This is a genomic window from Methylophaga thalassica (assembly GCF_030159795.1).
GTDB classification, from domain to species: Bacteria; Pseudomonadota; Gammaproteobacteria; order Nitrosococcales; family Methylophagaceae; genus Methylophaga; species Methylophaga thalassica.
In genome coordinates this window covers 694389-706982 of sequence record NZ_BSND01000003.1, presented here as the reverse complement: position 1 = coordinate 706982, position 12594 = coordinate 694389, and the positions used below count along the sequence as shown (strand labels likewise).

The 12594-nt window shown below is 44.2% G+C and carries 14 protein-coding genes; 2 read left to right on the top strand and 12 right to left on the bottom strand.

Annotated elements, in window-relative coordinates; genetic code table 11:
• Positions 1-44: 44 nt before the first annotated feature.
• From QQL60_RS03660 to QQL60_RS03615, 10 genes are read right to left on the bottom strand one after another with little or no spacing between them, the layout of a single operon-like run.
• A complete protein-coding gene (locus QQL60_RS03660; protein WP_007145439.1) occupies positions 45-623 on the bottom strand; it encodes a hypothetical protein in 579 nt (192 codons plus the stop codon).
• Positions 620-1189 (bottom strand): type II secretion system protein GspM, encoded by a 570-nt coding sequence (gene gspM, locus QQL60_RS03655; protein WP_007145440.1) that lies wholly within the window; start codon positions 1187-1189, stop codon positions 620-622. The genes QQL60_RS03660 and gspM overlap by 4 nt, the downstream gene beginning before the upstream one ends.
• Positions 1179-2219, bottom strand: a complete 1041-nt coding sequence (locus QQL60_RS03650) for a PilN domain-containing protein (protein WP_284722452.1) — start codon at positions 2217-2219, stop codon at positions 1179-1181. The genes gspM and QQL60_RS03650 overlap by 11 nt, the downstream gene beginning before the upstream one ends.
• A complete protein-coding gene (locus tag QQL60_RS03645) occupies positions 2219-3037 on the bottom strand; it encodes a type II secretion system minor pseudopilin (protein ID WP_007145442.1) in 819 nt (272 codons plus the stop codon). The genes QQL60_RS03650 and QQL60_RS03645 overlap by 1 nt, the downstream gene beginning before the upstream one ends.
• Positions 3034-3660 carry a type II secretion system protein GspJ gene (locus tag QQL60_RS03640; protein WP_284722451.1) on the bottom strand — a complete coding sequence of 209 codons (627 nt, stop codon included), beginning with the start codon at positions 3658-3660 and terminating at the stop codon, positions 3034-3036. The genes QQL60_RS03645 and QQL60_RS03640 overlap by 4 nt, the downstream gene beginning before the upstream one ends.
• The gene (locus QQL60_RS03635) at positions 3657-4028 is read right to left on the bottom strand and encodes a type IV pilus modification PilV family protein (RefSeq protein ID WP_007145444.1); all 372 of its coding nucleotides are present in this window, start codon (positions 4026-4028) and stop codon (positions 3657-3659) included. The genes QQL60_RS03640 and QQL60_RS03635 overlap by 4 nt, the downstream gene beginning before the upstream one ends.
• Positions 4028-4480: a GspH/FimT family pseudopilin gene (locus QQL60_RS03630; RefSeq protein ID WP_007145445.1), complete on the bottom strand. Its 453-nt coding sequence runs from the start codon at positions 4478-4480 to the stop codon at positions 4028-4030. Before QQL60_RS03630 ends, QQL60_RS03635 begins: the two co-directional genes overlap by 1 nt.
• A gap of 5 nt (positions 4481-4485) precedes the next feature.
• A complete protein-coding gene (gspG, locus tag QQL60_RS03625; protein WP_007145446.1) occupies positions 4486-4905 on the bottom strand; it encodes a type II secretion system major pseudopilin GspG in 420 nt (139 codons plus the stop codon).
• 43 nt (positions 4906-4948) lie between these two features.
• Complete coding sequence (locus QQL60_RS03620) at positions 4949-6166, bottom strand: type II secretion system F family protein (RefSeq protein ID WP_007145447.1); 1218 nt, start codon at positions 6164-6166, stop codon at positions 4949-4951.
• The gene (locus QQL60_RS03615; protein ID WP_007145449.1) at positions 6159-7856 is read right to left on the bottom strand and encodes a GspE/PulE family protein; all 1698 of its coding nucleotides are present in this window, start codon (positions 7854-7856) and stop codon (positions 6159-6161) included. The genes QQL60_RS03620 and QQL60_RS03615 overlap by 8 nt, the downstream gene beginning before the upstream one ends.
• Between QQL60_RS03615 and QQL60_RS03610 the strand changes: the two genes are divergently transcribed.
• Positions 7840-7977 carry a hypothetical protein gene (locus QQL60_RS03610; RefSeq protein ID WP_158005159.1) on the top strand — a complete coding sequence of 46 codons (138 nt, stop codon included), beginning with the start codon at positions 7840-7842 and terminating at the stop codon, positions 7975-7977. The genes QQL60_RS03615 and QQL60_RS03610 overlap by 17 nt on opposite strands.
• An 83-nt stretch (positions 7978-8060) precedes the next feature.
• A complete protein-coding gene (locus tag QQL60_RS03605; protein WP_007145450.1) occupies positions 8061-8243 on the top strand; it encodes a hypothetical protein in 183 nt (60 codons plus the stop codon).
• A 27-nt stretch (positions 8244-8270) separates the two neighbouring features.
• On the opposite strand, the gene QQL60_RS03600 is transcribed toward QQL60_RS03605, so the two are convergent.
• Positions 8271-8795: a hypothetical protein gene (locus QQL60_RS03600; RefSeq protein WP_007145451.1), complete on the bottom strand. Its 525-nt coding sequence runs from the start codon at positions 8793-8795 to the stop codon at positions 8271-8273.
• Positions 8796-8799: 4 nt separating this feature from the next.
• Entirely contained in the window at positions 8800-12546 is a 3747-nt protein-coding gene (locus tag QQL60_RS03595) for an EAL domain-containing protein (RefSeq protein WP_007145452.1), read from the bottom strand.
• Positions 12547-12594: the final 48 nt, after the last annotated feature.

Here is a 12594-nt window from a genome sequence, read left to right as displayed (position 1 = left end):
CTTATTGAATTCATAACCGACAAGCATATGAAATGAATGTGACATTATTGATACGGATCGTCATCCAAGGTAGTGCCGGATACAAAAGTGGGCGAACTTTCCCGCTCAGTTGTGATGACATCTGTAGAAATCGTAGTTGCTAATGACGGTTTTTGCGGATTAAACAACATCACACGACGCCGCTTATCGGCTTTACTGAATACGGCTGCTATCGATGAAATATCCTCTAATGTCCAGCCATCCAGCTCATCGTTTAGCTGTAAATGTTTCACCTTGTTGGTTTTATCATCTGTCATTAATACCGTTGACGAGTTTTCACTTATGGCCACCGCTGAGAGACGATAATGATTTAAAAATATGGTGTGTTCAGTCGGCTCCGCGGTTTGCTGTATCGATGCCTCTACAGAACGGCTTGATGAGAAAATCGCCTGGGTTAACAAAGCATCAGTAGCAGACGGTGACGGTAAATTAATAACAGTGCTCTGCTTATCAGACAAAGTCTGCTGACGGTTAACCGGAGCATCAGTAACAGCAGGTTCAGCATGAGCATGTCTGTACTCGATTGCCACACTCACCATTGATAAAATGATTAGCAGCCATGAGCTAATAACAACCCAGCTCATGATGCCTTCTCCGTTTTCTCTGTTTGATAAAAGCCGGTCATCATGGTTTGTACTTCAAGCTGGGGGGATGATGACTGAGTGTTATCGTCATTCACCACAATAGATAATTCATCAATGAGCAGTAACGGTTGCTGTGATTCAATACGGGATAAAAAGGCCACTAGACCTTTCAAATCGGTCTGGAACTGAAGACGTAACTGAATCTGGTCAAAGCCTTTGTCCTGCTCGACAAGCGTCGTCTCGGCACTCATTTTAGTCAGGCCCAAGTCATCCAGATGTTTAGCTACCAATGACTGCATTTGTGCAGCCATCAAGGCTTTTGATTCACCATGAAATAAAAAGCGATCTGCCAACTGCCTCGTTTCATCCTCAGTCAGCAATACTGATGGTTGTTCTAACTGACGCGATAATTTTTGCTGCATAAATCGAGTCTCTTCCAGTGCACTGGTGTAGTGCTGCCGAACAGACAAGGCCGGATTGATAATCACCAGCCAGAAAAATACAATGACCAGAATGAGTACTGACCAAGCTAGTGCCGGATAAAAACGTGATAGCTCAGCTCGCATCGGTGGCTCGCTTCATGGTGATAAAAAACCTTTCTTTGCCCAGTTGCTTATCAAAGGTCACAGGCGCCTTGAAAGTCACGTCGGTAAATTGTTTTGTCTTAGCTAATAAGGAAAGCAGTGTGGTTGCTGATGTCGACACGCCCTGAATCTCAATGGTGTTGTCTCTGACCTGGAAGCGTCTTACCCAGGTGTCTTTTGGCAACACCTCACTCAGGGTATTAAGCACAGCTAACCACTGCTGCTGTCGTTGTTGCTCTGCTAACTCACGAAATTGTGCCAGCGTATATTCACCATGTTGTTGCTTCTTCACATCATGCATTGCCTTTGTACGTAAAGCCGTCAGACTTTTTTGTTGCTGTTGCAGCTGGGTTTCATAAAAAGACAAGGGCAGATAAAGCGCACAAAGTAGGCAGACCAGGGCCGATGCGGGCCAAACATACGCTGACCATGCGTTTTTTGAAGACAGTGAACCTAATAAATTCACCCGATCACGATATAGACTGTCTTGAACAGACACCCTGTCGATACTAATGCCTAAAGGTTTCAGGCGTTGTTGATGCTGTTCGATATCTTCACGCAGCATGACAAACAAGCGAAGCTGAATCAGCTCCGGATCGTCTTGTTCTTCCAGCTCAACCCAGTCAAAGCTCACCTGCTCGGCCTGAAAAGGCGTGAACTTATCCATTTCAAAGCACAATAGCTCGGCAATATTGTGTTTTGCTGAACGTGGAATCGTTAGTTGACGAGACAATACTTGCTGTTCATCAAGCAATAAGACACTCTTGTTCGGACTCGTTTTTTTAGGCAGGGTGAGCTTATCAGCACGCTTTGTTGTGGCTTGCCAACGAATGTCATCTCCAGCCTTAGACCATAGCGTTAACTGATAACGATCCTCATGGAAGCTGATACATAATCGTCGACGGCGAATATCAGTTTGATATTGCCAGCGTTTAGGCAGCCCAGCATTAAGCTGTGACAACCACCATTTCCAGGCAGACGCAATGCCTTGTCTGAGTTGTTGCCAGAACATCAGGACTCAACTCCTGTGATAGCCTGCCAGGACAAAATTGCATAATCCTTGGTTTGCTCCGGATTCAGCAATACCGCCACTTTCAGACTCGCCACACTTTTTTTAACCTCGGCGCGACTGATGATGACAAAACAACGACCGGCGGGAAGTCGTTGTAATTGATCATTAGGCAGTTCACTAAGACGTTTCCGCTCATTTTCACTGTAGAGACTTACTGGTAGTACAGATAAGTTAAGACCCGATTGTTGAGAATACACCGTCATCAACGGGGCTATCTTTTGATAATTCTGCTCGTCCATCGACAACAGCAAACGCAGCTCTTCAAGACTATTAAAAGCGGCATTTTTGGGTGAGTTATCTCGCCCGGCAGATCGGTAATGTAAACGTTCAGCTCCGGCGGGGAGACGTTCACTATCACGGTCACGCCAATCAACAATTTGATCGGCATATTGTTCAGCCGCATGTGAAGACCAGCCTTTTATTTTTAATACGGAAGTGATTAATTCAGCCGGGGCGTAATTAACATCAAGCAATCCATTTTGGTCCTGAATCTGGAGAAATAAGGTGCCTTTATCCGTCATCATCTTGTACCGGGTGCCATTGGTCAGTCTGTCACTACGCTCATCAACTAATGCTTGGATCACCTGCCACACGCCATCCATTGCCAGATATTTACTTGCCAACGCCTCCTGCTGCTGTTTGATTTGTTGCGTTTCAATACGCATGGTTTGGCTAAAACTCACGGCTAAAATCATCAAAAGCGCGATCATCCAGAGCACGATCAATAACGCTGCACCTTGCTGTTTGACTGAGCTCATGAGTCACTACGCTGCACACTGAGATGATCCCGCATCCGCGTCACCTGGGCAGGCAAAGACACCACGATTGGATATTTTTCTGCCTGGTTTTTCTGTGCCAGAGTCATTGAAATCATTGGCGGTAGTTTCTGACTTTTTCGCCAGGCTGAATGCCATTTTGGTGTGATGTTGTTATGAAGTTCTGCATAGGAAAAATCCAATGATGCCACGCCATTTAACAGCGTAATCTGCTGAATATCCTTATGATTTTTATGCAGACTCAGTAATGGCTGATAATTCATCACCAATTGGTTTTCTTTAAGCATCAACTCAACCCAATACAGACTGTTACCACCGGCATGAGCAGGTAAAGTAGAGACAAATCCAAGCTGATGTTTTGCTCCTGAAAATAACACAGGATGTGAGGTGCCCTGATTCATCACAATCGGTGATGTCTGACTGATAAGTCTCCTGACAAACTGAATCACCAGCCGGATATCATCATTCATTTGCACCTGATCAATGCCAGACTGAGTCTGTCCACTGAGCGTACGTGAGGCACTGAACAACAAACCCAGCATAATCGTCATCAAACTGATGGCAATAAGCATCTCCAACAAGGTAAAACCTGACTGTTTTTTCATGGTGTGGCCTTGCTGACAGGCACTAACGTAGAAAGATGTACATGGTACGGTTTACCTGAACGTTGCCATGACACATTGGCGCTGACCTCTCTCAATGGTAGTTTTGATTGCATATTGCCGTTTGTCGGCTGAATCGTTAACTGCCAATGAAACTGCTTCTCGGTGATGCCAGATTGTTGTGTTCCACTGGTTTGATATGTCGCCTGAGCAATCAATGACTCTGCAATCGTTGTCGCCACGTTGTAATCATTGCCTAAGCGTATAACCTGCTGGCCTTTTGCATATAACTGAAACAGGATGACTAAAGACACACTCATCAAACTAAAAGCCACCAGTAACTCAAGTAAACTAAAACCACGCTGTTTCATCACATTGGCAACTGTTTACTTAACTGAATTTGCCCGGTCACCCAGTTCACATCGATGCCATAGGCATAATGTTTGTCTGTCAGCACTAATTGACCGCCACTACTACTGCCATCGGCATAAAAAACAATGCTTCCCTGGTTCTTTGCATTTGTCCGGTCTGCTACATAGGCATCCAGATTTGTGCTCGCCGCCAGTTGCATACGCTGATTGTTGTGAGCAATTTGTTGGTTGGTGACATTCAGCTCAACGTATTGCGTTTGTTGAGTCAGCATCGCTTCATTGCGGGCTTGCCGCATTAACAACACTAAGCGCTGAGATTCCGCATACAGACTATGGTGTTCCATCACCGGACGAAATAACGGAGGTAATAAAGTCATCAGCATGACCATCAGCGTCATCACGACTAATAGCTCAATTAAGGTAAAGCCTTTTGCTATTGCCGAGCGTGACAATATTGTTACTCCCAGCTATTGATATCTTGATCGTCACCACTACCACCCTGCTGATTATCGGCACCTAATGAATACAAGTCATAGTCACCATATTTACCGGGTGAAACATAATGATAGGCATGCCCCCAGGGATCGACTGGGACTTTTTTCTTTTTGAGATAAGGGCCATTCCAGCCAGAGAGATCAGCCGACTTTTCAATCAGTGCATTTAAACCTTGAGCAGAAGTGGGATACACGCCCATATCCAGATAGTAGATATCAAGTGAGGCTTGCAGGTCAGCGATCTGTAACACAGCCGTATCAGCTTTCGCCCCACCTAACTGTTTCATCACTCTAGGACCGACCAGACCGACCAGCAAAGCTAAGATAGCCAGCACCACCAGCAATTCGATAAGACTAAAACCACGATTATTTTTTTTCATCATCAGCGGAATATAACCACTAAAAATGAAACTTTAATGACAGGCACTAACGGACCAAATCATTTAGTCCTAACATCGCCAGCATAATAGAAATAATGATGACACCAATAATGCCACCCAAACCAATGATTAATACAGGTTCAACCAGGCTTAATAATTGTTTGGTCCTGTCTTCGACTTGCAGTTGATAGGCTTTTGCCACCTTGCTGAACATCGGCTCCAACTGGCCGGTTTGTTCGCCGATTTCTACAAGCTCTGTTAACAGACTTGGAAAACAGGAAAACGACTTTAATGCTTTGGCAAGCGAACTGCCATGGCTTACTTGCTTCGATACTTCAGCCAATGCCTGTTTAATTTTGCCATTATTAATCGCACCGGATGCCATATTCACGGCTTCAATTAAGCCAACACCATGAGTCAACATCGACGCCATACTCTGAGAAAAGCGGCCAATATTCACAACGGTTATCAGTGAACCTATTATCGGTAATTTGAGTATTTTGCCATCCAGCCAAACCTTACCTGCTGGATGCTTTTGTATACCATCCACAGCCAGAGCCATCACAATAAATATCACTAAAGGTAGCCACCAGCTCTGCTCAAAAAAATGAGCAACGGCAAATACCTGTTGTGTCAGCCAGGGAATCGTTTGCTCCGCCCCCTCAAATAAGGGTACAAACTTAGGAATAACGTAGGTCATCATCATCACAATCGATAATATCGACATAACCAGTAATATCATGGGATAGCTTAGTGCCGACATCAGTTGTCGACGCAATGAGGCCATTGTTTCCTGGTAATAAGCCAACTCATTCATCACCTGGGGTAAATGTCCACCCGTCTCACCCGCCAGCACCATATTGATATGTAAATCAGTGAAACGTTGTCCCTGAGCGGCCATGGCTTTTGCCAGACTATCACCAGCGGCTACTCCCTGATGCAAGGCAGACAGCGTCTCTTTTAATGGTGTTGAACTTGTCAGTCTTTCCATGCGTTTTAATGACTGATCTACCGGCAGGCCTGCATCAAGCAAGGTAGCCAGCTCACTGAAAAAGGTGAGTAACAATGTTTGTGATAGCGGTGCTTGCGGCTTTTTTCTTTGTAGATTGAATGAACCTGTCAGCCACGACTGTTGGCTGATGGAGACCGGAACATAGCCTGACTGACGCAGGAATTGCACCACGGCAGTCTGATCGACTTCCTCTTTACTGCCGGTGATCATCTCGCCTTTGGCGGATAAAGCTTTATAAACAAACTTAGTCATGTGTATGGTCAGACTGAGTTAACCGTAACACTTCATCAACACTGGTCATGCCAGCTAACACCAAGCGAAAGCCGTCCTGTTTCAGCGTCTGCATACCCTGCTCAATCGCCTTCTGTTCAATAGTTTTGGCATCGGCTTTTTGTAATATCAATTGGCGGATGGCATCCGTCATAATCAATAATTCACTGATCATGGTGCGTCCGTGATAGCCACTATTTTGACAAGCATCACAGCCAACAGCGCGATAAAACCTCGCCTTGTCATCAAACGGAATCGAATCTGGGATGAGGGTACCCCAAGTACTTTCATTAATTGGCATTTGTTCACGACACGACAAACACAGGCGACGAACCAAACGCTGCGCCATCACTGCATTCAGCGATGCGGCCAGTAAATAATGCTCCAGTCCCATATCCAAACAGCGTGTTACCGCACTGCTGGCATCATTAGTGTGCAGCGTTGAAAACACCAAATGGCCGGTTAATGCTGATTGAATGGCTATTGAGGCGGTTTCTTTATCCCGCATTTCACCAATCATCAGTACATCCGGATCTTGCCTCACCAGCGCACGAAGCGCTTCGGCAAAACCTAGGCCGATACGCGGTTTGACCTGGATCTGGTTGATGCCAGTGAGTTGATATTCAATCGGGTCTTCGACGGTTAGTATTTTTTTCTCTTCGGTATTTAATTGCTGCAAAGCAGAATATAAGGTCGTGGTTTTACCACTGCCGGTGGGGCCCGTCACCAGAATAATGCCGTGTGGTTGTTTAATTTGTTTTATCAGCCCGTTTAATGATTGGGGTGACAAGCCCAGTTGCTGAATATCCAGCGTCACCTTCTGTTTATCAAGCAAACGAATCACAATACTCTCACCGTGCAGTGTGGGCGTGGTGGAAACACGGCAATCTATCAAACGACCATCAGCATGAATTTGCAGCCGACCATCTTGCGGCAGCCGTCGTTCAGCAATATTCAGCTCTGCCATTATTTTGATACGGGATATTACGGCAGCACTGGATTTAACAGGTGGAGAATCGAGCTGCTTTAATACACCATCCATGCGATAGCGAACCGCCAAATGATGCTCAAAAGGTTCTATGTGAATATCAGAGGCATTAAGCTCAACAGCCTTATTGAGCAACGAGTTAACCAGCTTCACCACGGGCTCTTGTGATGCCATATCTTTCAGGCGATTAACCAGTGAGGAATCATCATCGGCATCTGTGAGTGTGCGATCAGAATGAGCAACACGCTTATCCTGCTGCTCAGCATGCCATTGGTGGTATAACTGCTTAAATTCACTCTGAGTAATCACCAGCCTTTTTACCCGTTTCTTAGTTAGCTGGGCTATCGACCGACAAGCAAAGCTATCTTCCGGATTCACCATGGCAAGCGTGAGTTCAGCCTCGTCGATAAAAACAGGCAAACATTCCGCTTCTTGCAGAAATCGTGTGGCTATCTCATGCGATGGTGCTTCGCTTGGCAACGTTTTGATGTCACACTTTTCTATGCCATGCGACTTCACATACGCCGATACCATCTGTTGTTCAGAAATTAATCCTAAGCTGACCAGCAAAGACGGATTCTGCATTAATTGCTGTTTATGAAACGATTCAGCCGTATTAAAAGAAAAGCTATCCACCAGATGGTTATCGAGTAAAAATGGAATCACCTTGGATGAATGGGTCATGCTCGCTGCTGTCATTGGCTTTATGCAGTTGGATTACAATCCTGAAAGTCAACCACAGCGTGATGTCAAAACGATGACAAAAAATCAAAAAGCATTTGATTCTAAAGTGTTATGGCAATAGGCCGATATAAGAATTATGTGAACTATTTATCGTAGAAGATAACTAAGGTCATGTAAGATGGCACAAAAAGTAGGAGGTAAGAAATGAGTATTTCAGCAACACAAGGCAGCCCGAAAATCAGTATCGATGATTATCTGATGGTCAAAAGTGCTCAAATGAGTAATAACAAAGCCAAGTTAGATGGTGCCAATGCGTTAAAACTGATTGAATCTGCTGTCCCTGCACCTACTGCCACACAAGGCAATAATCTAAACGTAAAAGTCTGAGTTTCTCAGACTTTTTTTGCCTGCTATTCAGCCAGGCAACTCAATCTCACTGTAAAAATCCTGATACACAATCTCCACCCGAAGTCTGTCCCCCTCTGATAGTATATCCTGTGGTTGGCTTACTGCTGTTATCCACTGCTGCGCCTGTTCTTGTTTGACCAGATTACAAATATCACCGATAGGCCAGTGGAAATACACTTCATGTTGTTTTTTAATGGCCAACACATCTTTGTCTGTGGATTCAGGAATCGGTAAATAAGAACTGAATATTTCCAGACCACCTTGCTGTTCCGGATCATGAGCAAAATACTCGACACTAATATCCCAGCCCCGAATCAGCGCCTTCTCGTCATCACCGCGTTCCACACTAAAGCCATACATGGCTAAGGTGCCATCGTTTATTTTGGGCAGCTTATTTAATACCTGCTGAATGGATTGCACGGCTTTTTTATCATCTTCTGATAGGGAAGTCTGAGTTGATAACCAATTACCAAATTCAATCGCTGATTGAATGAGTTTTTTATGTGATTTATCAAGCAGAATATTGGCCATAAACTTAGTTCTTCCTGTGCGCATTTTCATAGTGTTTTACCCACTCAAGCACTTCGTCTGCTGGCATGGGCTTAGCAATAGCGTAACCTTGCGCAATATCACAGCCCATATCCATCAGCGGTTTAAAATGCGCTTCAGTTTCAACACCTTCGGCGATGATATTGCGTTTAAAGACTTGAGCTAGCTCAATCACCCCTTTCACAATCGCCATGTCTTCTTCATTACCCAGCATATCCCGGATAAAGCTCTGGTCAATTTTTAAGGTTCTGACTGGTAGTTTTCTCAGATACGACAACGAAGAATAACCGGTGCCAAAGTCATCCAGAGCAAACGGTACTCCCAAATAACTACTTGCGGCCGCCACAACCTGCGCTGTCTGAACCGTTTCCAGTGCCGAGGTTTCCAGAATCTCCAGCTCGATATCATCTGCCGCTATAGTCTTGTATTGCTTCAATAATGATTCGAGTTTGTTTAAGAAGGCATCATGCTGAATGTGTCTGGCCGATACATTGATACTGACTTGAATGTGCAAATTGTTTTCATGCCATGTTTGTAATTGGTTGAACGCCGTTTTTAATACCCAGTCGCCTAACTCAATACTGAACTCATGATCTTCAATAATAGGCAAAAATTCCATGGCACCCAATAAACCTCTTTCAGGGTGTTGCCAACGGATAAGGGCTTCTACACCTACAACACGGTTATGGCGAAGGTCCACTTTTGGCTGATAATAAAGCCTGAACTCTTCACCAATCAATGCCAGATGTAATCGCTCCAGTTGGGAATGGTATTCATGCATCTGCTGATCCAGCTTAGCATCAAAGATATGATAGCCATCCCTCCCCGCCTGTTTAGCTTCATACATGGCCAAATCCGCATGACGAATCAAGGTATCACCGTCCACATTATCTAAGGGATATATAGCCACGCCGATACTGGCTGTGACGTGATGTTTACGATGGTTAATCTTGATCGGCTCAGCAATCTTCTGGCTGAGTCTTGTAAGAATGGGGTCCAGCTCATCGATATTGTTTATGTTACTGATAAGTACAACAAACTCATCGCCCCCCATTCTGGCAGCTGTATCCCCGGAGCGAGTAACTTGGGCTAGTCTTTCAGCCACGGCAATCAACAGTTTATCGCCAATTTCGTGACCGAATTCATCGTTGACAGGTTTGAACCCATCCAGATCCAGAAAACATACCGCCAGCAATTTTTCACTTCGTTTAGCAATGGCGATAGCTTGCTCGAGCCTATCTGAAAGTAGTGTTCGATTAGCGAGCTGTGTCAGGGCATCATAATGGGCCATATTGACTAACAGATGCTCTGTTTTTTTAATCTCCGTAATATCAACAAACAGCCCAAGATAATTGGTAATCTCGCCCTCATCATTTTCTATTGCGCTTACGGTCAAGATTTCAGCAAAAAATTCCCCATTTTTCTTCCGGTTCCATATTTCACCACGCCAACGCCCTTCGGTATGGATGCATTCCCACATTTCTTCATAAAACTCTGCGCCCTGTCGACCAGAAGCAAGAATTTTAGGATCTTCACCGATTAATTCTTCCTGTGTGTATCCAGTGATCTCACTAAATGCGCGGTTCACGCTAATAATACGGTTATCTTTGTCAGTAATCAGAATGCCTTCCCAGGCATCATCAAATACGCTGGCATGTAAACGCAGTGCTTCCTCGTTTTTTAGACGATCAGTAATATCGTAGAACCAACCGATATTGCATTCCTCACCACCATATTTAATTGGCAAGTAAGAAGCGAGTGTCCATTTTGTTCCTTCTCCGTAGATATTAAGCTCTGTCAGTTGGTTATAGATGGTTTTACCTTCAGCGATATGATTTAAATAGGTTTTCACCACTGTAGGATCAACGTAAAAGGCAAAGGGATTGAGATCGTTTAATTTGTCTTTATCCTGATTAACCAGCTCCGCATAACGTTTATTCGCAAAGACAATTTTTTTGGTGGTATTGGTAACAATTCGAACAGCAATCGGGCTATATTCTAGTAATTCTCTGAGTTTGGCTGTATTAGTGCGTAACTCATCCTGAATTTTCTTGAAGTAGGAAATATCAGTACTGGTACCAATCATACGTAAAGGTTGTAAGTCTCTATCACGCTTGATGATCATGCCGCGCGCCATAATCCACTTCCATGAGCCATCGCCACACAGCATTCGGAATTCATCTTGGTAATTGGCATACTCGCCTGAAATATATCCTCTGAAACGCAGTCTGGCCTGCTCTCTATCCTCTGGGTGTATGTATTCGGAAGTCTCGTCTAGCGTGTCTGGGAAACTGTCATCCATATAGCCCAGCATTTTCTTCCAACGCTCGGAATAACTTGCTGTGCCAGCTTCAAGATCGACGTCCCAAACACCGTCACCGGTAGACTCAAGTGCCAGCTTCCAGCGGCTTTCACTTTCAGCTAATGACTTTTTGCTTTCCGCAATACGCGTTAAATATGAATCGATACGTTCAGCCATAGAGTCGAATGCTCTGGCTGCAGTGGTAATTTCATCATTCCCTTTTAGCTCAGCTGTCAACGCCACTTTTTGTCCGGACTCAAAACGTGTCATTTCTCTGGTCAAGCGTGTGATACGTGAAATCACATTCTTATTCACAGCAACGGTAATCAACCAACCAGAGAAAATAGTGACCGCAAATAATACGGCTATCAGAATCGCTAATAAACGATTAACGGGTTCAATCAAATCATCTATTGGAATGAGTTTAAAGTAGCGCCAATTAACCGGAACCACCGACATGGATATGGCAATATACTTTTCTCCATTTACGATAATATCTTTTGACGCAATCTGTGGACTATCTTTAACAGGCTGTTTTAACATGACTTTAAGCGCATTCTCTTTATCGAGAAAATCTGTCACCTGTTTTTCATCACCTGACTCAAGCTCTGCCTGCCAATGGCCTGCAAGAATGAAATTCCCTTGCTTATCCAACAGGAAATGCTGTGTATCTGGGTAAAGTTGTTGCTCATTGAAAGTAAAGCCCAGCACATTGCTTAATTGCATATCCTCACCAAGCGACCCCACCCACTTTCCATTGACATAAAGCGGGTATAAGGCACTTACCATCCAAATCTGATTAACAGGATCAAATAAAGGCGGTGTAAAGGTATATTGCTTGTCGGGATTTTCAGAAGGAGAAGTTAAGCTTACCCAAGGCGTTTGCGTGTAATCATTGTCAGCCTGCTGAGTAAATATAAATTGAGGATAATGAGAATCAAAAATAACTTCACTGCGTAAATCAGGTGACAGATACCACACATTTTCAAATACACGATTAGCAGATGAGCCAAAAACATCCATCACCTGCTTGATGCGTAAATGCATCACTTTCTGTTTATCTGTTAAATCAGCTGAGTCAGGAATGAAAATCCCGGCATTGACCTGACCATCAAACTGGTCTTTCTTATTACGCCAAACCCCGTCACTATTCAGCTCTATTGTTTGATAGAACTTGTCTATTTCTTCCTTTGTAACCGGTTTATCTAATTCACTTTGTAGTAAACGGGCTAAGCCTTTTAATTTAGGTTCTGCATAACTGAGCTTCTGAGAAGTGATATCGACCTGATTCTGAGTCACAGCCAGTAGATTATTCACCTCTCGGTTAAGAAGCTTTTCTTTTGAATAAGCACTTACCCAAATAGCGGCGGGTATGGAAGTCAATAGAATACTGACGATGACGATTAAACTGAGTTTTTCTCTAATCTGCATTGAGCATTGTCTTTTTGAGTCCCCTTGTGTGCACGCGTTGGGGTGTGA

What these genes read in the sequence shown, in the direction of transcription:
- QQL60_RS03635 (WP_007145444.1), bottom strand. Translation starts at nt 4,028, where the DNA reads ATGAAACAGCGTGGTTTTAGTTTACTTGAGTTACTGGTGGCTTTTAGT.
- gspM (WP_007145440.1), bottom strand. Translation starts at nt 1,189, where the DNA reads ATGCGAGCTGAGCTATCACGTTTTTATCCGGCACTAGCTTGGTCAGTA.
- QQL60_RS03660 (WP_007145439.1), bottom strand. Translation starts at nt 623, where the DNA reads ATGAGCTGGGTTGTTATTAGCTCATGGCTGCTAATCATTTTATCAATG.
- QQL60_RS03615 (WP_007145449.1), bottom strand. Translation starts at nt 7,856, where the DNA reads ATGACCCATTCATCCAAGGTGATTCCATTTTTACTCGATAACCATCTG.
- gspG (WP_007145446.1), bottom strand. Translation starts at nt 4,905, where the DNA reads ATGATGAAAAAAAATAATCGTGGTTTTAGTCTTATCGAATTGCTGGTG.
- QQL60_RS03645 (WP_007145442.1), bottom strand. Translation starts at nt 3,037, where the DNA reads ATGAGCTCAGTCAAACAGCAAGGTGCAGCGTTATTGATCGTGCTCTGG.
- QQL60_RS03605 (WP_007145450.1), top strand. Translation starts at nt 8,061, where the DNA reads ATGAGTATTTCAGCAACACAAGGCAGCCCGAAAATCAGTATCGATGAT.
- QQL60_RS03600 (WP_007145451.1), bottom strand. Translation starts at nt 8,795, where the DNA reads ATGGCCAATATTCTGCTTGATAAATCACATAAAAAACTCATTCAATCA.
- QQL60_RS03640 (WP_284722451.1), bottom strand. Translation starts at nt 3,660, where the DNA reads ATGAAAAAACAGTCAGGTTTTACCTTGTTGGAGATGCTTATTGCCATC.
- QQL60_RS03620 (WP_007145447.1), bottom strand. Translation starts at nt 6,166, where the DNA reads ATGACTAAGTTTGTTTATAAAGCTTTATCCGCCAAAGGCGAGATGATC.
- QQL60_RS03595 (WP_007145452.1), bottom strand. Translation starts at nt 12,546, where the DNA reads ATGCAGATTAGAGAAAAACTCAGTTTAATCGTCATCGTCAGTATTCTA.
- QQL60_RS03650 (WP_284722452.1), bottom strand. Translation starts at nt 2,219, where the DNA reads ATGTTCTGGCAACAACTCAGACAAGGCATTGCGTCTGCCTGGAAATGG.